The sequence below is a fragment of the Sphingomonas sp. IC081 genome (assembly GCF_006874585.1).
Classification (GTDB): domain Bacteria; phylum Pseudomonadota; class Alphaproteobacteria; order Sphingomonadales; family Sphingomonadaceae; genus Novosphingobium.
In genome coordinates, this window is sequence record NZ_CP029762.1 from 433,013 (window position 1) to 456,094 (window position 23,082).

A 23,082-nucleotide genomic window follows, 5' to 3' on the forward strand; every position below is an offset into this window, starting at 1 on the left:
CGCACCGCCGGGCATAAACAGGGTGCGGCCCGGGTGGGTGCGGGCGCCAGGCCCGCACCCTTTTCATACCTTGTGAGGCAAGGCCGAGACCGGATCGCGGGCGAACAGCGCCGTGCTGCCGACCACCAAGATGCTGGCCACGACCAGCGGTACCGCGAGGTTGAAGCGCAGCAATGCCGCGCCAAGGGCCGCGCCAAGGAAGATCGACAGCACCGCCGCAAAACGCCGCGCGAAGTTGGGAGAGGCCGAACGGCCGGTCTGGTCGGCGGCGATGCCGGTAATTGTCAAGGTCAGCACGGTGGTGGTGAGATCCGGAACCTTCAGGGCACGGATCGTGGCGTTGCGCAGGCCCATTGCGAAGCCCGTCAGCACGATCACCGTCAGCACGGCCGCTTCCGGCGCCTGGGCTGCGACGTCGATGGTCAGCGCGACCAGCGCGGCAGCGAGAAGCAGGCTGCCTTCGACAACCGCAGCGCGCAGAAGCCAGCGCCGCAGCGGCAAGGCGGCATGGGCGCGGGCTAGCTTGCCCGCCCCCCATGCGCCGCCCATGAAGGCCAGCAGCGCCATGACCGCAGGCAGAACCTTGAAGCCGGGCGTGCCGACCGCGGCGAATCCGAGGAACACGACATTGCCGGTCATGTTGGCGGTGAAGACCTTGCCGAGCCCCAGCACCGACGCGGCGTCGACGAGGCCGGTGGTGGCGGACAGCAGCAACAGCAGCCGTGGGAGCGAAGAGGATGAGCTTGGTGGAGGCGGTGTTGCTGTCATGGCGATCTCCGGGGGGGAAAGAGAGGTAGTGCCGCAGGTCTAGGTCCATGCCGCAATGGCCGGTATCCGCATAAGATCGTTCGTTTCGTTCGAAACGATGGAATGCCGATCAGAACCGGAAGTTGCTTTCGAGACCAAGCATGCGGATCGTTTTGGCGGAGCCGGTCTCGCGGATGAAGCGGCCGGGGGCAAAGGCGGAAAGCGATGCGGAAAGTTCGAGTTCGGCCGTCGCCTGCCAGGCGAGCGTCGCTTCCACTTCCTTGCCGACGAATTTCGCGCGGCTGTTGCCGGCATCGCGGATCAGGTTGCCGGGGATGTCGTATATCCCGTCTTCCCGCGAATAGCGCCAATAGGCCATGGCGGCGAAGCTGGCCGAGACATCCGGCGCCAGCTGCATGCCAAGCGAGGAATAGACATTGACGATGTTGTAGGGGCCGACCGGCGAGAGTTCGCCGAAATACTTACCCTTGGGGAATAGCGCATTGAACGTGCCGAGCCGGTTGTCTGACCGGTTCCTGTCGCCGCTGACGACATTGACGCGCAGCGTGAGATCGGGCGTCAGCGGGGCGTCCGGGAAGGCACGGCCGAGTTCGGTGCCGAGCGTCCAGGCCGAGATGGGCCCGTCCGCAAAGCGGCCGAACTGGTAGACGCCCTCGACGTTCCAGTGCCAGTCATCCTGCTTGCCGTGCCAGCGTGCGCCAAGGCTGTGGCGGGTTTCGGTGCCGGTGCGGGTGCCCCAGTGCGCCGCATCGTTGCGGTAGCCGAGATAGTAGAGGTCGAGCGTCGGCAGCGTGGCATAGGCGCCCCAGAGCGACTTGTCAGGCGAGGTGCGGTCGTTGAAATCACCCTTGCGTGCCTGAACGGGCTTGACCGCGAGCAGGCTGACGGTGGCCGCGCCCAGCGTGACATTCGTGCGCAGGCCATCGAAGGCGAGCGGCACGTTGGGGCCGTAGCGGGTGCCGATCAGCCGCTCGGTGCCGAGCGAGAGCATCTGCCGCCCGGCGCGCAGGGTGATCGCGCCGAGGTCGGCCTCGACGAAACCTTGCAGCAGGTCGACGCCGGTGCCGTCCACCGGGCCCGGCGAGGGCGCGACGCTGGCCGATGTCGAGGCGATCGGCTGAACGAAGGCCCGCAGCTTGCCGACATGGAGATCGGCATAAGGCAAGGCGCGAAACCAGACGTAGCTGTCGTTCGGCGCCTCAGCGCCGCCCCAGAGGTTGTTCTCCAGATTTTCGTTGCGCACACGCAGTTCGATGCCGGTGGAAAGCCAGACGTCATCGCTGATGGGGATGTACTTGAATTGCCCGGTCCAGTGGTGCGCGCGCTTTTCGGTATCGGCGAGGTCCGACCAGTCTTCGTCGTAGCGGGTGATCGAGAGGGTAGGCGCCTGCCATGCCTCGGTGGGTTCGGCCTGCGCGGCCGTTGGTGCCATACCCGGCAGGACTGTGGCCGCGAGCAATGCCAGCGGAAGAAACCTAGGCACTGCGCTGCGCCCGGTAAGCAAGGATCGCGACCAGAATGAACCCGCCGACAAGGCCCATATGCTCGAAGAAGGCGTTGGTGGCGCCGAAGCGCTCGGGACCGGCGGGCATGGCCCAGAAGGCATTGGCGACCAGCGCGGCGAAGAAAGTGAATACGCCGAGCATGCCTGCGCCCAGCCAGACGAGACGGCCCGTCAGGATCAGCAGGGGGGCGATCAGTTCCACCGCGATGGTGAGCGCCGCCCAGAGCGCGGGAGGCGTCAGGCCGAAGTGGGCCTGTTCCGCCACGGCGCCGGGCCAGTCGGTCAGCTTGGTAAGTCCGCCGACGAGGTAAGCGCCCACCAGCAGGAGGCGGGCGAGGAACCCCGTCGGTGCGAAGTCCAGCACCGATGCAACGAATTTGGGAGTACCGGTGCCGGACATGGCTCAGTTCACCTCGCCGGAATGAATCTCGGCGATGTAGCCGCCGGGGAAGCGGACGATGGCAGCTTGACGCTTGCCCGTCGTGTAGGGCGCGACCAGCGTTTCCACGCCGGCTGCCGAAGCCTTGGCAAGCGTTGCGTTGAGGTCACCGACCGCATAGCCGGTCATGTCGCGGCCATAGGGCCAGGGCAATTGGCCGTCCGAGACGTAGACCACCATCTTGCCGTAGCCGCTGGTGATCGCGACGCGGCGGATGGTCTTGCCGGGTTCGCCGATCTCGGCGCCATTGGCGGCCTTGTCGTCGGCGGTGATCTTGGCCTGGGCGAAGCCGGTCCAGCTCTTGATGAAGGTATCGGCGGCATCGACGGTCAGGTAGATGCGGTTTTCCGGCACGGTTTCGAGCGGGGTGTAGCTCGGCTTGGCGGTGTGCCAGTAAAGCTGCATGTTCACGCCGCCCGGCCATTGGATCACGGAATCCCGGCCGATCGGATCGGGGAAGGTTTCCAGACGGCGCACGGCGCCATGGCTGACTGCGGACTTCACCGCGGCGTCGAGGTCGGTGACCAGATAGCCGGTGCGCTCATCGCCGAAGGGGTAGGGGATCGGCGTCTTGAAGCCGAAAACCGAGACGGTGCCCGCCGGCGTCAGCACCAGCTGCGACTTGGTGAGGCTCTTGGTCGGCGTCACCTGGAATTCGCCCTGCTTGCTGGTGGTGCCGCCGAATGTGGCGACGAAGCTGGAAACGAACGTGTCGAACTGATCCTGCGGGACGTAGACGTGGGTGGTGTCGTACTGCGCGCCGACCGAATAGTCGGCCGAGGCGGCGGCAGGCTTGGCGATAGCGGCGGGAACTGCGATCGGGCTGGTGGCGATCACGGCAGCGGCGAAGAGGAAGGCAAAGCGCTTCATCGAAGGTCTCCTGAGGGGCGTTTCTCGGGGGCGAGTTTCATCGTCGTCTCGGACTGCTCCTCCCTGTTCTGGCCCCATATTCTGGGGATGGGCGGAGCTTCCGGGATCGGTGTAGGGCGCAGACGAGCGGCTATCGATCCGAATAATATCGTTCGATATGTTCGAGATTATGGAAATGTAGCTGATGTGGCCCCTCCTCGCCCGGAGGGGCCGCATCGGATCAGACGGCCCAGCAGCCGCAGCCGAGCGAACCCCAGAAGGTCTGGACATCGGCTGCGGGAACATTGGCGCCCAGCGCAGCGGCATGGTCGTGGCCGTGGACGCCGCAGGAACTGGCACAGCCGCAGGCCGAGGCCAGCTTCTGCTTGGCTTCGGGCGTCTGGTAATAGCCGCCGAACGTGGCGACCGGCGACCAGTCCGGCATCGGGCGCGGCAGTTCCGGCGCGAGCGGGCGATAGTCGCCCTCGCCATGCACCACCTTGCCGCCCAGCAGCGTCAGGATCGAGCGGATGTGGACGATCTCATTGTCGGGCACGCTGAAGTAATCGTCGGACAGCAGTGCGAGGTCGGCCAGCTGGCCCGCCTTGATCTGGCCCTTCTTGCCCACTTCGTTGGAGAACCAGGTGTTCTCGTGCGTCCACATGCGCAGCGCCTTCTCGCGGCTGACGCGGTTGTCGCCGCGATAGAGCGAGAGGCCGCCCACGGTGCGCCCGGTGACCAGCCACGAGAGCGAGACCCAGGGGTTGTAGCTGGCGACGCGGGTAGCGTCGGTGCCGCCGCCCACGGGGATGCCGGCAGCCAGCATCCGGGCGATCGGCGGCGTGCGTTCGGCCGCCTTGGCGCCGTAGCGCTCGAAGAAGTATTCGCCCTGATAGGCCATGCGGTGCTGCACCGCGATGCCGCCGCCGAGCGCGGCGATGCGGTCGATATTGCGGTCCGAAATGGTCTCGGCGTGGTCGAAGAACCAGTTGATGCCCTGTAGCGGGATGTCGCGGTTGACCTTCTCGTAGACGTCGAGCGCGCGGCCGATGGTTTCGTCATAAGTGGCGTGAAGGCGCCAGGGCCAGCGATGCTCGGCGAGCAGGCGGATGACGGGTTCCAGATCGCCTTCCATGCTGGGCGGCATGTCCGGGCGTTCGACGCGGAAATCCTCGAAGTCGGCAGCGGAATAGACCAGCATCTCGCCCGCGCCGTTTTGGCGATAGGTGTCGTCGCCCTGTCCGGGGCTGACTTGCTTCACCCAGTCCGAGAAGTCCGCGAGTTCCTCCTTCGGCTTCTGCGTGAAGAGGTTGTAGCTGATGCGCACGGTCAGCTGGTCTTCGGCGTGGAGCTTCTCGATGATGTCGTAATCGTCGGGATAGTTCTGGAAGCCGCCGCCCGCGTCGATCACCCCGGTGACGCCCAGTGCGTTGACTTCGCGCATGAAGTGGCGGGTGGAGTTGAGCTGGTACTCGGGCGGTAGTTTGGGGCCCTTGGCGAGCGTCGAATAGAGGATCGTCGCATTGGGCTGGGCGAGCAGCAGGCCGGTGGGGTTGCCGGCGGCATCACGCACGATCTCACCGCCCGGCGGGTTCGGCGTGTCCTTGGTATAGCCGACGACGCGCAGCGCGGCAGCGTTCAGCAGCGCGCGGTCGTAGAGGTGCAGGATGAAGACCGGTGTATCGGGGGCGACGGCGTTCAGTTCCGCGATGGTCGGCAGGCGCTTCTCGGCGAACTGGTGCTCGGTAAAGCCGCCGACGACGCGGACCCACTGCGGGGCGGGGGTGTTGTCGACCTGCCTCTTCAGCATTGCCATCGCCTCTGCCAGCGAGGTCACGCCGTCCCAGCGCAGCTCCATGTTGAAGTTCAGGCCGCCGCGGATGATGTGCATGTGGCTGTCGATGAGGCCGGGGATCAGGCGGTGGCCCTTGGCGTCGATCACGACGGCGCCTGGCGCGGCGGCTTCGCGTGCTTCCTGCTCGCTGCCCACGGTCAGGAACTTGCCGTCACGGATGACTACCGCTTCGGCTTGCGGGTTCTCGCGGTCGAGAGTGGTCACTTTGGCGTTGACGATGATCGTATCGGTCATGGGGGCTTCCTTGGATCGGACGGTCTGGCTGGTGAGCATGGAGGGCAGCAGGGAGGTGGCCGCCGCTCCGAGGAATGTATGGCGGCGGGTGATCACGCCTCGCCCTTGTGGTCGGAGGTGCGGCAGGGGAACTTGTCGCCCGGCAAGCGGCCGAGAACGTGCTTGCGGCAGTCGGTCTGGACGAACTGGGCGACTTCCTCGTGCGCCCAGATCTTTTTCGCCAGCGGCACGATCTGCTCGCCGAGCAGGATACCGAGAAGCCCGATCAGGGCAATCATCGGCGGGGCCGGCGAACGGACACCGAGGAGACTGTAGACCACGCCCACCAGCAGCCCGGCAGCAATCGAGAGAAGGTAGGGTTTCATGGCTCGGTCTCCCCGGTGGCTCTGGGTCAGGCCTGCACGAAGGCGAGCAGGTCGGGATTGATGATGTCGGCGTTGACGGTCAGCATGCCGTGCGAGAAGCCCTCGTAGATCTTGAGCGTCGCGTTCGGCAGGATCTCGGCCTGGAGCACGCCGGCGTTCTTGTAGGGGACGACCTGATCGTCATCGCCGTGGAGGACGAGGGTGGGGACCGTGATCGCCGCCAAATCGTCGGTCTGGTCGGTTTCCGAGAAGGCCTTGATGCCTTCGTAGTGGGCCTTGGCGCTGCCGGTCATGCCCTGGCGCCACCAGTTGTCGATCACGGCGGGCAGCACGTTCGCGCCTTCGCGGTTGAAGCCGTAGAACGGGCCCGAGGCGACATCGCGGAAGAACTGCGAGCGGTTGGCGGCAAGGCCTTCGCGCAGGCCGTCGAACACTTCGATCGGCAGGCCGCCGGGGTAACGCTCGGTCTTGAGCATGATCGGCGGCACGGCGCTGACCAGCACGGCCTTGGCGACGCGGCCCTGCGGGATGCCGTAGCGGGCGACATAGGCGGCCACTTCACCGCCGCCGGTCGAGTGGCCGATGTGGACCGCGTTCCTGAGGTCGAGGTGTTCGATCACCGCCGCGGCATCGGCGGCGTAGTGGTCCATGTCATGACCCTCGCTCACCTGTTCCGAGCGGCCATGACCCCGGCGGTCATGGGCGACGACGCGGTAGCCCTTGGAGAGGAAGAACAGCATCTGCGCATCCCAGTCTTCCGACGAGAGCGGCCAGCCGTGGTGGAAGACGATCGGCTGGGCGTCCTTCGGGCCCCAGTCCTTGTAGAAGATTTGGGTGTCGTCCTTGGTGGTTACGTATGCCATGATGCTGATCCTTGGGTGGGTTGGGAGAGGGATTTTGGGGAGGGAAGGGTGGGGACCGGCGACCTTCGGTGAGGGCCGGATGGGGGGATCGGCCGCCAGTCCCGAGCTTTAAATCAGTGCGCGCCTTCCGAAGCGCCGAACATGGTCTTGGCGTAGTTGATGCCGATGCCGTAAGCGCCGCCCCACTTCTTCGCGATGCCGGTGGTGCTGTCGTAGGTTTCGGTGCGGGCCCAGTCGCGCTGCAGTTCGAGCAGGTACTGGAGCGAGGTCATCGGCACGGCGCCGAGCTGGATCATGCGCTCCACCGCACGCTCATGTGCTTCGGTCGAGATGTCGCCGCAGGCGTCGGTGATGACGTAGGCTTCGAAGCCCTGGTCGATGGCCGAGGCAACCGGGCCGACGATGCAGACCGAGGTCCACAGACCGGCGAAGACGATGCGGGGCTTGGCGATGCGGTTGATCTCTTCGATCACGCCTTCGTCTTCCCAGGTGTTCATGCTCGTGCGGTCGAGCATCTTCTGGCCGTCGAAGGCTTCGGTGATCTCGTCGAACATCGGGCCGGAGAAGCTCTTTTCGGCAACCGTGGTGAGGATGGTGGGGACGCCGAACGACTTGGCGCCGCGCGAAATCAGGGCTGCGTTGTTGCGGAGGAGTTCGGCCGAAATGGACTTGGTGGCAAACGCCATCTGCGACTGGAAGTCGATCAGGACAAGCGCATGATTGTCAGGCGAGATCAGCGACTTGCCGGGGGTTGCGATAGCGGTCGGGGTTGCGGTGACGGTCATTGGTAAGCTCCTGTCCTCAAAGTGTCAGTGCCGGGGCGGCGTCTGGTGAAGCCTTTGTTGCCCGGTTTCGCCGAATGGAAAATCCGGATAAAATCGCTAAAAACATTCGATGAAATTGAAATGTCGTCGAACGCCGCGATTGTGCCCCCAAGAGCGTCCGCTGGGTATCAACCGTTGGTAGGGGCAACCTTGGTATGGGGGCGCTCATCCAACAGGACAGGTTTGGGTTATACCACGCGGTCAGCAGTGCGGAAATGTAATGGCGCCTGCGAAAAATGGGCGAGGCAAGGCCCGGTCGCGGTGCTAGGCGGCGTGGACGGTTTCACAGGAGAGAATGCGTGGTCGCCATCGGATGCCTTGCCCTTGTTGTCCTGCCGCTGATCGGGCTGGCGCTTGGCGGGTTTCTAGGCGGGCCGACCGGGGCCAGATGGGGTGCGGGGAGTGGTTTCGTGCTCGCGCTCGGGCTGTGCGCGATCAGCAGCTACGCCTTGCTCAAGGCGGCCCGCCGGAGATGAGGTCTGGGCCGCCGGATGTTCGGCAGGGCCTGGATACAAACAGGGCGCCGTTTCTTGCCGCGTTCCCTTCGATGCGGGATGTGCGGACAAGAAGCAGGCGCCCATGGTCCCGGCGGCGAGGCGGTCGCGGAAGGCAGCCTCGCCGTCGGTAGCCGGAATTACGCGGTGGGCGGATAGGGATGGAGCCCGAAGATCCATTTGGTGCGCGGATCCTGTGCCGGATCGGCAATCAGCACCTGGGCATCGTGTCCGGCCATGCCGGCCTGGTGGGCGGCATCGATCGCGCGGTTGAGCGCGGCCTTCATGTCCGCGAAAACGGCCAGGGCAACGCCGTGGAGCGTGACCGTCCAGTGGTCACCCTGCGGGATCACATGATAATCGTTCCGAGCCATTTGCGTCTCTCCTCTTGCGATACTTCCTCGTTCTGCCGCAGCCCGAAAGTCGGACGGGACAGTGGGAAGCGCGGAACGCTGGCGGGCGGTAATGCGCCTGCCGACGCTTCTTCGCTTCATTCTCAACTTTAATGGTAGAGAATTTAAAGTCAACGGAAAGCCCGGGCTCTGTCGCGGTCTCGTCGCGTCAAAGGCACCGTTGGACGCCAAGCTTGGCCAGTCGCCGCGAAGTCCATGTTTCAGTGCGATAAAATTTACACAATCCTTACATTCCTGCGCAAACTCTTAACCCACAAGACAGGGTTCTGCCGCCATACCGGCGTCCATGTCGACCAAGCGCCGTCTCGTGATCGGTGGCATCGCCGTTGCCGCCGCCCTTGCCCTGTTCCTTGCGTGGAAGCTGTTCTCCGGCCCCGCCGAGCCCGTTGTCGCGACGGCGAAAGTCACGCGCGGAGAAATGGAGCAGACGGTCGAGGCCACCGGCACGCTGGAACCGAAGGAGTTGGTCAGCGTGGGCGCGCAGGTGTCCGGGCGGCTGGAGCAACTGCATGTGGCGGTCGGCGATGTTGTCCATCAGGGGGACCTGATCGGCATGATCGACCAGCGGACCCAGACCAACAGCCTGGAAACCGCCAAGGCCGATCTGGCCAACATGCAGGCGCAACTGGCCGGGGCCAAGGCCACTTTGGCCAAGGCACAGCTTGCCTATCGCCGCCAGCAGGCACTGGGTTCGGGCGAGGCGACCTCGCAGGCCGATTTCGAGGCTGCCCGCGCCGAACTGCAGTCCGCGCAGGCCAGCTACGATGCTTTGCAGGCGCAGATCCGTGCGGCAACCGTCAGTGTCGATACTGCCGAAGTTCAACTGGGCTACACCAAGATCACCGCGCCGATGGACGGCGTGGTCGTCTCGGTCGTCACCAAGCAGGGCCAGACCGTCAACGCCAACCAGTCGGCGCCGACGATCGTCATCCTTGCCAAGCTGGACGTCATGACGGTGAAGGCCGAAGTGTCCGAGGCCGACGTCATCAACGTAAAGCCTGACCTGCCGGTCTACTTCACGATCCTCGGCGATCCCGACAAGCGCTATCAGGCGAAGCTTCGGCTGATCGAACCTGCCCCTGAATCGATCGTCAACGAGGTCGATTCCAGCACTTCGACTTCGTCCAGCAGCAGCACGTCGGATTCGGCGATCTACTACAACGCGCTGTTCGAGGTTCCCAACGAGGACGGCCGCCTGCGCGCGTTGATGACCGCCAAGGTCAGCATTGTTCTCGCCAGGCGTGCCAATGCACTGATGATCCCCTCGACCGCGCTTGGCACCAAGGGCAAGGACGGGACTTATACGGTGCGCGTGAAGGGTGATGACGGCAAGATCGCGGCCCGCAAGGTGCGCATCGGCATCGACAACAACATCAGTGCCGAAGTTCTTTCCGGCCTGAAGGAAGGCGAATCCGTGGTTGTCGGCGAGGCGAGCACGGCGACCAAGAGCAACCAGGGGCCGATGGGCCCGCCCCCGGTCTGAGCGGCGGGTCGAGAGATCGTCGATGACCGGTACCCCACTCATTTCCCTCTCGCACGTGCGGCGCGAGTATCCCTCGGGCGACGGCGTCTTTGCCGCGCTCAAGGACATCGACCTGTCGATCGAGGCGGGCGAGATGGTGGCCATCGTCGGCCAGTCCGGTTCGGGCAAGTCGACGCTGATGAACATCCTCGGCTGCCTCGACCGGCCGACTTCCGGTTCCTACAGGATCAACGGCCGCGACACCGGCGATCTCGAACCGGACGAACTGGCGGCGCTGCGGCGAGAGCATTTCGGCTTCATCTTCCAGCGCTACCACCTTCTGACCGACCTTCCCGCGCTCGGGAACGTCGAAGTGCCGGCGGTCTATGCCGGCCGCGCGCGCGGCGAGCGGGCAGGGCGTGCGCGCGAAATCCTCGCCCGGCTTGGCCTGGGCGAGCGCACCGGGCACCGGCCGGGGCAGCTTTCCGGCGGCCAGCAGCAGCGCGTCTCGATCGCGCGCGCGCTGATGAACGGCGGCGAGGTGATCTTCGCTGACGAGCCGACCGGCGCGCTCGATTCCGCGAGCGGCGTCGAAGTGATGCGCATTCTCGGCGAGCTTCACGCCGAGGGGCATACGGTCATCCTCGTCACCCACGACATGAAAGTGGCCGAGCACGCCGACCGCATCATCGAGATCCGCGACGGCGAGATCATCGACGATCGCCGCACGCGCGAAAGCGGCGTTCGCCCGGCGGTGCAGAAAGCCGCGCCGGTCGCCAGCGGCCTGCAGCAGGTGGTCGACCGATTCCGCGAGGCATTCCGGATGGCGGTGCTGGCGATGTCGGCGCACAAGCTGCGCACGTTCCTGACGATGCTGGGCATCATCATCGGCATCGCCTCGGTTGTCTCGGTGGTGGCGCTTGGCGGCGGTGCGCAGGAAAAGATCCTCTCCGACATCAGCAGCCTGGGCACCAATACGCTGACGATCTACCCCGGCAAGAGCTTCGGCGACATGCGCTCGGCCAAGATCGAGACGCTGAAGGACGCCGATGCCGATGCCCTGGCCCAGCTTCCCTATGTCGACAGTGTTACGCCCAGTGTCTCGACCAGCGTGACCGCGCGTTACCGCAACGTGGCGGCCACCGCGAACGTCAACGGGGTAGGCGCGGACTACTTCCGTGTGCGAGGCCTAGAACTGGTGTCCGGCGGCCTGTTCGATGCCCAGAGCGTCCATGAACTGTCGCAGGACGTGGTGATCGACGAGAACTCGCGCGACACCCTGTTCCCCAGTGGCGAGGATCCGCTCGGCAAAGTCGTGCTGCTCGGCAAGGTGCCCGCGCGCATCGTCGGCGTGGTCGGCACCCAGCAACAGGGTTTCGGCGGCAGCGACAGCCTGACGGCCTATGTGCCCTACACCACGGCGATGAGCCGTATGCTGGGGCAGACCTATCTCTCCAGCATCACCGTGCGCGTCAGCGACGATACCTCGACGGCAGCGGCGGAAACGGCGGTCACGCAGTTGCTAGCCAAGCGCCACGGCACCACCGACTTCTTCATCAGCAACTCCGACGACATTCGCCAGACCATCACCAATGCCACCAACACGATGACGCTGCTGATCGCCGCCATCGCAGTGATCGCGCTGATCGTTGGCGGCATAGGGGTGATGAACATCATGCTGGTGTCCGTCACCGAGCGCACGGCGGAGATCGGCGTGCGCATGGCCGTTGGTGCGCGCCAGTCTGACATTCTTCAGCAGTTCCTGATCGAAGCGGTGCTGGTCTGCCTCATCGGCGGCGTGATCGGCGTCGGCCTGTCGCTGGCGGTGGGCGTGGCCGTCTCGTTCACGCCGATCGACTTCCGGATGGCCTATTCGGTGACCTCGATCGTGGCCGCGTTTGCCTGTTCCACCCTCATCGGCGTCGTCTTCGGCTTCCTGCCTGCCCGCCGCGCGGCCCGGCTCGACCCGGTCGATGCCCTTTCGAGAGACTGATCCCGTGTCCGAGCCGAAGATCCTGCTCTTTCGCCCCGCGCTGCTGACCGCGCTGGCACTTGTACTAGGCACCGCGGGCTGTGCGAGCGTGACGCGCTCGCAATATGCCGCGCCGGAACTGCCTGTGGCGGCGACCTGGGATCAGGCCGCGCAGGGCTTGCCAAGGACCGCGGGCGCGCCGTGGTGGAATGCGTTTGGCGATCCCGGGCTGACCACGCTGGTCGACCAGGTGCTGGCCGCCAATGCCGATCTTGCGGCAGCGGGGCTCAGGCTGAAGCAGGCGCATCTTTCGGCCGAACAGGCACGGCAGGGCCTGTTCCCGAGCGGCGCGGCGAGCCTGTCCACGGATGCCTCCAAGGCGCTACAGGGCGGTTCGGCGTGGAGCAAGAGCAGTGCCGCTTCGCTTGGCGTATCCTGGGAACTGGACTTGTTCGGCCGGCTCGGCGCAGCGGCAGATGCCGCGCAATGGGAAGCCCGGGCGAGCGCGCAGGATCTGGCGGAAACCCGCCTTTCGCTGATCGCGACGACCGCAGAGGCATGGTGGCAGCTCGGCTATGCCAACGAGCAGATCACCATCGGTGAACAAAGCCTGGCCTACGTGCGCCGCGCGCTGGAACTGGTGCAGCGGCAATATGATGCAGGCGCGGTCTCGCGGCTTGAACTGCGCGATGCCCAGCAATCGGTCGCGGCGCAGGAATCCGCGCAGACGCAGCTGGTGCAGGCGCGTGTCTCGGCGCTCAAGACGATCGCCGCACTGCTGGACCAGCAGTCCTATGACGGTACCGAGCTGATGGTGCTGCCCGCGCAGCCATTGCCCGAAATCGCCGCCGGGGTTCCCGCTTCGCTGCTGTCGCGGCGCCCGGACCTTGCCGCCGCCGACTTGCGCATGCGCAAGACATTGGCGACCAGCGATGCGACGGCGGCGAGCTATTATCCCAGCTTCAGCCTTACCGGGGCGCTGGGAACCGCGAGTTCCTCGCTGCTCAAGTTCTTCTCCAATCCGGCCGCAAGCCTTGGAGCCGCCCTATCGCTGGCGGAACTCAATCCGGAGAAAGTGCGCCTCGGCACCGGCATTGCCAGGGCCGATTACGATATTGCCGTTCAGGATTTCCGCCAGACATTCTACGACGCGCTGCGCGACACGCAGGTTTCCCTTTCTGCGCGCGAGCAATACGTGAAGCAGGGTCGCTTCGCGCAGGCCAACTACGAGGCGGCGCGTGATGCCGAGGCGCTTTATGCGCGGCAGTACCGCGCCGGGGCTATTCCCCTGCGCGACTGGCTCGATGCCCAGGAACGCCTGCGAACCGCGCGAACCGGCCTCATCCAGAACCGTTACAATCAGCTGGTGGCGCAAGTCGCGGTCTATCAGGCGCTCGGCGGAGATCCCGCCGACGCTACGGCGCCGTAACAGGAGCGGGCAGTTCGCCTGCCGGTAGCTCGATCGTCACGACCAGACCGCCGGTGTCGCGGTTGGTGGCAAAGATCCGGCCGCGATGGGCCGCGACCGCACGCGAGGCGATGGCCAGTCCGAGTCCGAGATTGCTGCCTCCGGGCATGCCGCGCACGAAAGGCTCGAACATCGCGCCGGCCAGTTCCGCGCTGACACCGGGGCCTTCGTCGATCACCGAGATACGAAACAGGCGGGATTCCGGCAGGTACTCGGCGCGGACCGCGATGTGGCCGTCGCGCGGGGTGAAGCGCAGGGCATTGCGCACGACGTTGTCGACGGCGCGGTGGATCAGTTCGGCGTTTCCGCGCACGCAGGGCGGATCCTCGGCCAGCTCCGGAGGGAACGCCAGCGAGTCGAAAGAGATCTCGATACCGCGCGGCTCTGCTTCGTAGCGGGCGTCGGCGACGATGCTCTCGGCGATGCCGGTGATGTCGAAATACTCGTCGCCCGGGTGGTGATCGTTCTCGGCGCGGGCCAGAGTGAGCAGTTCGCCGACAAGCCCCTCGAGCCGGTCCACTTCGTGCTCGATCCGGTCCATCGAACTGTCGAAGCGTGATGGCGACTGGCGCGTAAGGGCGATGGCCAGCTGCAGCCGCGCCAGCGGCGAGCGCAGTTCGTGCGACACGTCGTGGAGCAGCCGGTCGCGGCTTTCGACGAGTTGCTGGAGACGGGCGGCCATGCTGTCGAATTCGTGGGCAAGGTCGGCCACTTCGTCGCGGCGACTGCCGATCTGGGGAGAGACCCGGGTCGTCAGTTCGCCCCGGGCCAGGCGCTGGAAGCCGCGCCGCAAGTGGTTGATCGGGCGTACCAGATACCAGGCGAGGAAGGCGCTGAAGATGATCCCGGCGAGCAAGCCGATGACCAGGAGCTCCGGTGGGATGTTGAAACGCCAGGGCGGTTCGTTCGCGTGATAGCGGAAGCGCAGGACGTAGGCGCGGCCGGCGGGGTCGCTGACCTGCCGGTCGATCACTGCATTCTCGTGGTCGTCTGCCGATGGTCTGGCCGTGCCCGGATCCAGCAGCAGGATGTGGTCACGCTGGTCGGGCGGCAAATCGGCGACCATGCTGTCGAACCGGGAACGGCCGCCGGCACGAACCGCCTGGGTACCCGCCTCCAGCACGGCGGGACCGATCTGGCTGGACATCAGGAACGGAGGGAGCTCACGCTCGCGGTCGTCATGGAGCGCAAAAAGCAGCCACACCGCCTGCGTCATCAGCAGGAAGGTGAAAATGAAACCCAGCAGGATCTTCCAGAACAGCCGCCGACGGGTCATTTCACCTGCAATCTGTAGCCGACACCCCGGATCGTTTCGACCCGCGCGCCGCCCTGCGAAACGGCTTCCAGCTTGATCCTGAGGTTGCTGACATGAACGTCGACACTGCGATCATAACTTTGGCGAGGTCGGCCAAGGCCGCGCAGCGACAGGTCGTCCTTGGTCGCCACCGCCTCGCCGGCACGCAGCAGCACCAGCAGGATGTTGAACTCGGATGCCGTCAGCTCGACCGGCTTGCCCTGCCACAATGCCTTGCGTGCGGCGACCTGAACTTCCAGCCGCCCGGCGGTGAGCATGGCAGGGGCCGGGGCGCCGCGTTCCGACGGCTGATGGCGACGCAAGTTCGCACGGATACGGGCAACCAGTTCACGCGGATAACAGGGCTTGGCCACGTAATCGTCGGCGCCCAGTTCCAGGCCGATCACCTTGTCCACCTCGTCGCCGCGTGCGGAAAGCATGATGACCGGAACTTCATTGGTTTCGCGAAGCTGGCGTAGCAGCTCGATGCCGTTGAGGCGAGGCAGCATGATATCCAGGACAATAGCGTCGTGTTCGCCGGACACGGCCCGCTGCATCCCGGCCAGTCCGTCTGCCACGATCTCGACGCGAAACCCTTCACTTTCCAGATACTCGCCGAGCATCGCGCCCAGTTCGAGATCGTCGTCGATCAGCAATATGCGTTTGGCGTCCTCTTCCACGCGATCCTGATGGCGCAATCGGCGCCGGTTGTCAGCCTGTGTCTGTGCGCATTACGAAAACTTTACGCAGGTCTTGCGAAGTCTTTACCCACAAATCGCGCATTGCCGGTCATATCGAATTAGTCAGACTAATTAAGCGGTCTGCGTCGTCGATATGGGGCATGGTAATCGGCCAGCCCCTCAGGGAGGGTTGATCCATGGCGCTCAAGCCAGTTGCGTTTTGCACCGTATCCATTCTGGCACTCGGCCTTGCCGGTGTCGCTCATGCGCAGGACTCTGCACCTGCAAACAGCGGCGATGGCACGGAAAGCGCCGCGCCCAGCGCCGAGGACATCATCGTCACCGGCGTGCGAGCATCGATTGTCGGCGCGCTCAACGTGCGCAAGGATTCGGTGCAGATCGTCGACTCGATCGTCGCCGAGGACGTCGGTAAATTGCCGGACAATAACGTCGTCGAAGCGCTCCAGCGCGTGACCGGCATCCAGATCACCGACCGGGCCGGCGGCGAGGCCGCCACCGTCACCATTCGCGGCCTTCCCGACGCGGCCACGACGATGAACGGCCGCAACATCTTCACCTCGACGGGGCAATCGTTCTCGCTTCAGGACATCTCGGCGAACCTCGTCAAGCAGGTGGACGTCTACAAGACGCGCTCGGCCGATCAGCTCGAGACCGGCCTTGCCGGGCAGATCGACGTCAAGACCCGTCGTCCGTTCGATTTCGACGGTTTTGCCGTCTCGGGCCTGGTGCGTGGAACCTACAACGAGATTGCCGACAGCTATAATCCCAACGTGGCGCTGCTGGTCTCTGACCGCTGGGAAACCGGGATCGGCGACATCGGCATCCTCGTCAACGGCAGCTACAGCAAGACCAAGTACCGCAACGAAACGGTGACGGCCGGCGCGCTGGTGCCGTTCGCGACGGAAAACCCAACGGATGGATCCGGGCTGTCGCCGCTCGAGCGAATCTTCTCGGGCTGGACGCCCGGGCTCAACGAAGGCTTGCCGACCACGCCGGGTTCGACGATCAACTACAACGGCGTCGAGGTGCCTTATTACCTCTCGCGCGACGCGGTGTTCTCGACCGACCAGTACGGTACCCGCAAGCGGCCGTCGTTCAATGTCGCCTTGCAGTGGGCCCCGAACAGCTCTTCGGTCTATACCGCCGAGATGTATTACACGGGCTTCCGCGGCTCGCTCTACAGCGACATGATGTTCAGCTATGTCGACTATTGGAGCAATCCCGGTGCATTCGAGACTTATGACGGCACCAACATCATCAAGTCGCGCACGGTGGACGATGTCTACGGGTTCAACAGCGGCGACTACACGAAGAACAGTACCGACAGCTACGTCTATGCCCTGAACGGCCAGTGGGACGTCGGTGACGGGCGCGGCAAGATCACTGCGGATCTCGCCTATCAGGACAGCGTCTACAAGACCTCGTTCATTGCCATGCGCACCGATCGCACGGCCAGCCAGATCACCGCGGACTTCAATTCCGGCGGCGGCGTCCCCTCCTATCACTTCGATGACGATTCCCTGCTGACCCAGGCCTCCACCTGGAACGTCGCGCAGCTTTACGACAACGCCGAGCGCGACAAGGGCAGCGCGGTGACGGCACAGCTGGACGGCTACTACAGCTGGGACGAAGGCTTCCTGCGCCGCATCAAGGCGGGTCTGCGCTACGACGACCGCAAGGCCTCGAGCTACAGCCGGACCGCCGACGCGAACAGCCTCGGAGTCAGCCTGACGACGCTGCCCGAGGCGGCCTATTTCACCAATTCCGGTTTCATGAGCGGCGAGGCCGATGTGCCCCGCAGCTGGATGACCGTGGACGGTTCATGGCTTTACAATAACGCCGACTATGTTCGTGGTCTCTACGGGCTGACAACGTCCGACCAGCTGACGCTCAACAAGACTTTCGACATCGACGAGATCACCATGACCGCCTACTTCATGGCCGATGCTCAGGCGACGATCTTCGGACGTCCGCTCGATCTCGAAGCCGGCGTGCGCTACGTCAACGTGGCGAGCGATTACAACTTCTTCGACCGTTACAATGACTATGCCCTGACCCGCGCGGGATCGGGTTCGGCGAAGTTCCTGCCCAGCTTCACGGCGCGTTATGCGATCACCGACAAGCTGCGCCTGCGCTTCAACTATGGCGAGACGCTGCGGCGGCCGAGCTTCACCGACGTCAATCCGACCTATTCGCTGACTGGAGACCTCACCAGCGTGGGCTATGGCAGCGGATCGGCAGGCAATGCGGACCTCAAGCCGACCCATTCGAAGAACTACGACCTTGCGCTCGAATGGTATTTCGACCGCGACAGCGCGATCACCGTTACCGCATTCCGCCGCGAGATCGACGGCCTTGTGGTCAGCCTGCCGGTAATGAGCTATATTCCCGACAACGGCATCGTTGCCGGGGCGACCGACTATTTCGTGGTGACGAAACCGGTCAACGCGTCCGACGGTGTGCTGAAGGGTGTCGAACTGGGTCTGACCTACTTCCCGCACTATCTGCCCAGCGTGCTCGATGGGCTCGGCTTCCAGGGCAGCCTGACGGTGCTGGATTCGAGCCAGACCATCCCCACCTCGGATTCGGCCGGCAACATCACCGGCTATACCAAGTCGGCTTTCTTCGATGTGTCGAAACTGTCGTACAACGCGACGCTGGCCTATGACCGGGGGCCGTTCAACGCCCGCCTGTCCTATGTCTGGCGCAAGGGCTTCCTGCACAACAACGAAGCCAGCCTGTTCGCGAACCCGATCGGCATCTGGTACAAGTCCGAGGAAAGCCTCGACTTCCAGCTGACCTGGAACGTGACGCACGACATCGGGGTGACGTTTGACGCGACCAATCTCACCAAGTCGAAGCAGCAGAGCTACTACAAGTTCGGCGATGCCGGTGGTTCGGCCACCGACAATCTTGCCACCACCCTGTTGGCCCGGACCTTCTCGATCGGCGCGCGCTTCACGTTCAAGTGAGCGTGAGCAATGCCGGACGCCGCGCGATGACATCGCGCGGCGTCCGGTCTGCTGCACGTGGCGGCGGGACGTTCAGGCTTCCAGTCGGTAAGTCATCGGCACCAGGAAGCTGAGCGCGGCTTCCGCAGCGCTGGAAGGTGGTTTCGGGAAGGGAGCTGCCTGCCGCAGTTGCTCAAGCGCGAGGCGATCGAGTTCGCCGAAGCCGCTGCTTCTGGCCAGCGTCAGGCGGTCGATCCGTCCTTCACGGGTGAGCGAGAAGCGCGCGAGCACGGTGCCTTCGCAGCCCTTGCCGGCGAGTGCGGCGGGGAACGCCTTGTAGCGGCGGATGTGCCGAAACACGCGCAGGGCATAGCCGTCGGAAGCGGCCGTGCGGCGAGTTGGAGGGGATTCGGCAGCCGAGGCTGCGGATCCGGTTTGCGGCATGGCGGCGGCTTTCGTTCCTGTAAGGAGCACGCGGCTGCTGTCGGCGGCATCGTCGGACGGCATCGATCTGTCCAGCGATGGCGGCACGTCGGCCGATCCCGGCATGGCCAGAGCTGCCGGTGTCTCGGTTCCGGGCAGCACCAGCAGCGGAGGCGGGACGTCCTGTCGCCGCACAAACGGAGAGGCTTCAGCACGCCTTGACACTTGCCGGGATGCCGCAGCCTGCGTCGGCTCGGCCTCTTGCATTAGCTGCTGCGGCGCGGCTAGCGACATCACTGTCAGGCCGTGCCGGGCGTCCGGGCCGCTCGTCGGCGCGGCATGCCACGAGAGCAGGAGTGCGGTCAGGAGTGCGGCGTGTACTCCACCGGCCAGCCCTGCGGAAACTGTTCGCGAACCCAACATGGCGCGATCGCTAATAGATATGCGAGTGACTCGCAATAGCATATTGTCTGTGAATACCGCGCATCGCGTTCAGAGTGTTTCCAGGAATGCAACTAGCGCGGCGCGTTCGTCCGCCGTCAGGTTCAGTTTCCTGACCAAGGGATCGGCGCTGGGCACGGGAACGTTCCCGCTGGGTTGCTGGCGGTCCTTGCCGCCACCGCCGTTGTAGAGCGCGACGACGTTGTCCAGCGTCTGGAACAACCCGTTATGCATGTAAGGGGCGGTCTTGCGCACCCCGAGCAGGGAAGCCGTGCGGAACCTGCCGACATCCTCGGGCTTGCCGGTTACCTCGTAGCGGCCAAGGTCCTCCAGACGGCGTCCGTAAAAGCTTATGCCGAGGTTGTGGAAGCGCTGATCGGACAGCAACGGGCCATTGTGACAGGCCGCGCAGCCAGCCTTGGTGCGAAACAGGTGCAGGCCGAGGAGTTCGCGGTCGGTAAGCACGCCCGTGCCCTTCTCGAAGACCTGCATCCAGCGCGAACGCGGCGGGCGCAGGGTTCGCTCGTGCGCGGCAAGCGCGGCGGTCACGTCCTTCATGGTGATCGGGCGGTCCTGCCCCAGTGCGGCATAGGCGGTGCGATAACCGGTATCGGCATTGAGACGCGGGAGCACCGTCTCGGTCGTTGCGGCCATCTCGGCGCCGTCGGTGATCGGGTGCAGGGCCTGTTCGGCAAGATCCGGGCTGCGCCCGTCCCAGAACAGCGGTGTCATCCAGGCGGCGGTATAGAGCGACTGGGCGTTGCGCCGCCCGCGTTGCCGGTCATGGCCGAAGGCGGTGCGCAAGCCGTCGCCCAGCCCCAGTTCCGGACTGTGGCACGAGGCACAGGCGATCTGGCCGGAACCGGAGAGCCGGGGATCGTCGAACAGGCGTTTGCCGATTGCCGCGAGCGCCTTCTCGCGCTCGCCCGGAGCGGGCAGCGAGGGCAGCGGTGCAAACTCGCGAAATTCGGCGCCGGGACCGAGCAAGGGGCGAGGCCAGCTTTGCGGCGGTCCGGCGTAGAGACGCCGGAGATCCATCGCCGACAAGTCGCCGGGTGTAGCGTGTGCGGTTTCCGGTCCAGCCGGTTCCTGCCGTAGCGCCGCCCTTGGCGCCTGACCCTCGCCCGATGCCTGCACGGCCACGAAGACCGCGGACGCCAGTAACAGCGCCCGCGGGACAAGTCGTTGCAGATTCATGCGCGCGCTCAGAACCGGTAGTTCAGGCCCACCCAGAACGAGCGGCCAAACTGATAGGGCTGGGTGGTCGCGACGCTGTTCGGCGAGGGGATGCGGTCGAGCAGGTTGGCGATGCGCGTTTCCGCCGTCAGCACGCCCATGGCCGAACGGATCACTTCGAACTGCGCGTTGAGGTTGACGTCGATCGCCTTGGGATAATGGATGTAGTCGTAGACGTCGTAAGCGGTGCCATCCACCGTCTGGCTTTCACCGGTATCCTCGATCTGGTCGAAGCCGCTGCGATAGCGCACGTTGAGGTTCGTGGTCAGCCGGTCGTCCAGCCAGCGGGCGGTCCAGGTGGCATTGATGATGAGCGGCGCGGCCATGTCGTCGCGCTGATTGAGGGCGGAAAGCTCGGCCAGCGTGGTGACATTGCCCTGGAACAGGACCGGCGTATCGTCGAACAGCTCACTGTCGATGGCGTCGAGATAGTTGTCGTTGCTGGACTTCGTTTTGGAGAAGTTGGTGTTGATCGCGAAGTCGTGCTTGCCGAAGCGGCGCGTCCATTCCACCGATGCGCCGCGGTAGCTGCTGAAACCGGTGTTGGTGACGACATAGCGGGTGACGGTGGAGGTCTTGCCGTTGGGCAGAATGATCGACTCGCGCTCGCCGGCCGCCCGGACGAATTCGTCCTTGCCCTCCCGGTAGATGCCCTTGACCCGCAGATCGCCGCCAAGAATGCGGGCGGACAGGGCTGCCGACAGTTCGTCGGAGTAGGGGGTCTTGGTCTTGCTTCCCGAGTAGCTGGTGGAATAGCTCATCGACGAAAGATACCAGTCCGTACCGGCGTAGGTCGTAAGCCCGCCGCTGCTGGTTCCCGTACGCAGATAGGTGGCGGCGGCCGGGTATTGTTCACGCAAGGCATAGGCCAGCATCGAGCGGCCGTAATACCGATTGGCGCCCAGGGTCACGCTCCAGCCGTCCCATGGCAGCGCATAGCTGGCCGAAAGGCGCGGCGAGAAATTGTGGTTGCCGAGAAAACTCTCGTAGTCGTAGCGCAGCCCGGCGCGCAGGGAGAACGCGCCGAACCGCGCGGAATATTCCGCCCAGCCTGCGACACTGTCGAGCGCAACCTCAGCCCGATAGGCCGAATAGACGGTAAATTGGGTAAGGGCGTATTCTCCGGTCACGCAAGTCAGGCTGTTTCCGTCGGCGCAGACGATGGAGGAGGCCGCCGATTGCGATGTTCCGCGCGAGTAGGCGCCGCCATCCACGGGACGGCTGCGCATGGCCTCGATGTGCTGGTAATCGAAGCCCATGGCCAAAGTGCCGGGACCGATGGACCGCGACCAGCGGCCGTTGAGGTTGTAGACGTCCTGTGTCTGGTCGATGTCGCCAAAGCCGCCGATGGTGCAGTTGGTGTTGCTGCAGACGCTGCCGTTGGTGCTCCACGAGGGCACCGAATAGTTGAAGGGCGAGGCATCGCGGCCGGTGTCGCTGTGCGTGAGGTTGGCCGAAAGCGACCAGTCGCTGGTGCCGGAGTGCGCCAGCCGTAGCTGGCTGGTGATGCCGCCGCCCCTGGAAACGACCTCATTGTCGACGCCGTTGGCCGATGCCGCTTCGCTGCGGTAGGGCGAATAGACGAATTGACCCGAGAGGGTGAGGTCGCCGGTGAGGTCGGCTTCCATCTTGGCCATGAAGTTGTCGCTGGTGCTGGACTGACCGAACGTGGTCGCGCCATAGGCTGCTCCGCGGGTGTAGACGACGTTGGCGGTCGAGCGATTGTAGGCCAGAAGCAGGCCGATGTTCGGGTTGACCGGTACGTCGAGGCTGACCCCGTAGCGCCACTTTTCGAAACTCGGCCGCGAGGGCATTTCATCGTCGGCCAGCGCGGCGCGCGAGGCTGGAGACACACGGTAGTGGGTGAGCGCGTCCGAGGTATAGGAAACGTTCGCGCTTGCGCCCCATTCGCGTTTCGGCGCACGGGTCTTGATGTCGAGTGCGCCGCCGGTGAAGCGTCCGTATTCGGCAGAGACGTTGGAATCGCGCAGCGTCACTTCGCCGACCAGATTGGTATCGACCCAGATGGATTGGGCGGTGGCACCTGCCAGTTCGTATGCGGCAAGCGCATTGCTGGTCCGGCTGGTACCGGTGATGTCGACGCGAGCGTTGGCATCGATGCCGTCGATGGTGATGAGGTTCTCGTAATAGCGGCCGCCCGAGATCGAGATGTCGGCGGGGCGAATGTCCTGAATGTTCTCCCGGGTGGCAAGGCCCTCGTCACGGGTGAACTGGACCGTGGGGAGCGCCTTGAGCAACTGGTTGGCATCGCCCGATCCGGCGGCGCGCGCACGGATTTCCCCGGCGGTGATGCGGGTTGTCCCGGCGTCGGCACCAGTGCCCATGACGTAGGCGCCGCCGTCCTGCCCGCCTTCGGCGACGACTTCTGGCAGCACTTGCTCGGTGCCGTCGGCGGTGCCGGTTTCCTGTGCAAACGCATTGGCGGGTGCGGCTAGCGCCGATCCCAGCAACAAAACCCTCATTTTCAAGCGCATGACGACCCCTGTTTGTCTCTGACGGGGGCGC

The 23,082-nt window shown here is 64.8% G+C and carries 19 protein-coding genes; 5 read left to right on the top strand and 14 right to left on the bottom strand.

Going from position 1 to position 23,082, the window contains the following annotated elements; all coding sequences use genetic code 11:
- Positions 1–63: 63 nt before the first annotated feature.
- From DM450_RS20220 to DM450_RS20255, 8 genes are all read right to left on the bottom strand, one after another.
- Entirely contained in the window at positions 64–768 is a 705-nt protein-coding gene (locus DM450_RS20220; protein WP_142638564.1) for a YoaK family protein, read from the bottom strand.
- Positions 769–877: 109 nt separating this feature from the next.
- Positions 878–2,200, bottom strand: a complete 1,323-nt coding sequence (locus tag DM450_RS20225; protein ID WP_142639418.1) for an alginate export family protein — start codon at positions 2,198–2,200, stop codon at positions 878–880.
- Positions 2,201–2,243: 43 nt separating this feature from the next.
- Entirely contained in the window at positions 2,244–2,672 is a 429-nt protein-coding gene (locus DM450_RS20230; protein WP_142638566.1) for a DoxX family protein, read from the bottom strand.
- Positions 2,673–2,675: 3 nt separating this feature from the next.
- On the bottom strand, positions 2,676–3,581 hold the full coding sequence (locus DM450_RS20235) for a glyoxalase (protein ID WP_142638568.1): 906 nt from the start codon (positions 3,579–3,581) through the stop codon (positions 2,676–2,678).
- A gap of 220 nt (positions 3,582–3,801) precedes the next feature.
- Positions 3,802–5,649 (bottom strand): amidohydrolase, encoded by a 1,848-nt coding sequence (locus tag DM450_RS20240; protein ID WP_142638570.1) that lies wholly within the window; start codon positions 5,647–5,649, stop codon positions 3,802–3,804.
- Between the two features lie 92 nt (positions 5,650–5,741).
- The gene (locus DM450_RS20245; protein WP_142638572.1) at positions 5,742–6,014 is read right to left on the bottom strand and encodes a DUF1427 family protein; all 273 of its coding nucleotides are present in this window, start codon (positions 6,012–6,014) and stop codon (positions 5,742–5,744) included.
- Positions 6,015–6,040: 26 nt separating this feature from the next.
- Positions 6,041–6,877, bottom strand: coding sequence for an alpha/beta fold hydrolase (locus DM450_RS20250; protein ID WP_142638574.1), 837 nt, complete (start codon positions 6,875–6,877; stop codon positions 6,041–6,043).
- 113 nt (positions 6,878–6,990) lie between these two features.
- Positions 6,991–7,662 (bottom strand): hydrolase, encoded by a 672-nt coding sequence (locus tag DM450_RS20255; RefSeq protein WP_142638576.1) that lies wholly within the window; start codon positions 7,660–7,662, stop codon positions 6,991–6,993.
- A gap of 338 nt (positions 7,663–8,000) precedes the next feature.
- Between DM450_RS20255 and DM450_RS25945 the strand changes: the two genes are divergently transcribed.
- Positions 8,001–8,177 (top strand): hypothetical protein, encoded by a 177-nt coding sequence (locus DM450_RS25945; RefSeq protein ID WP_185928841.1) that lies wholly within the window; start codon positions 8,001–8,003, stop codon positions 8,175–8,177.
- A gap of 158 nt (positions 8,178–8,335) precedes the next feature.
- On the opposite strand, the gene DM450_RS20260 is transcribed toward DM450_RS25945, so the two are convergent.
- Complete coding sequence (locus tag DM450_RS20260) at positions 8,336–8,569, bottom strand: hypothetical protein (RefSeq protein WP_142638578.1); 234 nt, start codon at positions 8,567–8,569, stop codon at positions 8,336–8,338.
- A 325-nt stretch (positions 8,570–8,894) separates the two neighbouring features.
- On the opposite strand from DM450_RS20260, the gene DM450_RS20265 reads away from it, so the two are divergent.
- The 3 genes from DM450_RS20265 to DM450_RS20275 are packed head-to-tail and all read left to right on the top strand — an operon-like array spanning position 8,895 to position 13,471.
- The gene (locus tag DM450_RS20265) at positions 8,895–10,091 is read left to right on the top strand and encodes an efflux RND transporter periplasmic adaptor subunit (protein ID WP_142638580.1); all 1,197 of its coding nucleotides are present in this window, start codon (positions 8,895–8,897) and stop codon (positions 10,089–10,091) included.
- A 22-nt stretch (positions 10,092–10,113) separates the two neighbouring features.
- The gene (locus tag DM450_RS20270; RefSeq protein ID WP_142638582.1) at positions 10,114–12,063 is read left to right on the top strand and encodes a MacB family efflux pump subunit; all 1,950 of its coding nucleotides are present in this window, start codon (positions 10,114–10,116) and stop codon (positions 12,061–12,063) included.
- A 4-nt stretch (positions 12,064–12,067) separates the two neighbouring features.
- A complete protein-coding gene (locus DM450_RS20275) occupies positions 12,068–13,471 on the top strand; it encodes an efflux transporter outer membrane subunit (protein ID WP_260610626.1) in 1,404 nt (467 codons plus the stop codon).
- Here DM450_RS20275 and DM450_RS20280 read toward each other — a convergent pair.
- Both DM450_RS20280 and DM450_RS20285 read right to left on the bottom strand, forming a co-directional pair.
- Complete coding sequence (locus tag DM450_RS20280) at positions 13,458–14,786, bottom strand: sensor histidine kinase (RefSeq protein ID WP_142638586.1); 1,329 nt, start codon at positions 14,784–14,786, stop codon at positions 13,458–13,460. The genes DM450_RS20275 and DM450_RS20280 overlap by 14 nt on opposite strands.
- Positions 14,783–15,484: a response regulator transcription factor gene (locus DM450_RS20285; RefSeq protein WP_260610627.1), complete on the bottom strand. Its 702-nt coding sequence runs from the start codon at positions 15,482–15,484 to the stop codon at positions 14,783–14,785. Before DM450_RS20285 ends, DM450_RS20280 begins: the two co-directional genes overlap by 4 nt.
- Before the next feature lie 197 nt (positions 15,485–15,681).
- Between DM450_RS20285 and DM450_RS20290 the strand changes: the two genes are divergently transcribed.
- Positions 15,682–18,477: a TonB-dependent receptor gene (locus DM450_RS20290; protein WP_142638588.1), complete on the top strand. Its 2,796-nt coding sequence runs from the start codon at positions 15,682–15,684 to the stop codon at positions 18,475–18,477.
- Between the two features lie 72 nt (positions 18,478–18,549).
- Here DM450_RS20290 and DM450_RS20295 read toward each other — a convergent pair whose 3' ends face one another.
- From DM450_RS20295 to DM450_RS20305, 3 genes are all read right to left on the bottom strand, one after another.
- Complete coding sequence (locus DM450_RS20295) at positions 18,550–19,074, bottom strand: energy transducer TonB (RefSeq protein WP_185928842.1); 525 nt, start codon at positions 19,072–19,074, stop codon at positions 18,550–18,552.
- Between the two features lie 297 nt (positions 19,075–19,371).
- Positions 19,372–20,517 carry a cytochrome-c peroxidase gene (locus tag DM450_RS20300; RefSeq protein WP_260610628.1) on the bottom strand — a complete coding sequence of 382 codons (1,146 nt, stop codon included), beginning with the start codon at positions 20,515–20,517 and terminating at the stop codon, positions 19,372–19,374.
- 8 nt (positions 20,518–20,525) lie between these two features.
- Positions 20,526–23,027: a TonB-dependent receptor plug domain-containing protein gene (locus tag DM450_RS20305; RefSeq protein WP_260610629.1), complete on the bottom strand. Its 2,502-nt coding sequence runs from the start codon at positions 23,025–23,027 to the stop codon at positions 20,526–20,528.
- Between the last annotated feature and the right edge of the window lie 55 nt (positions 23,028–23,082).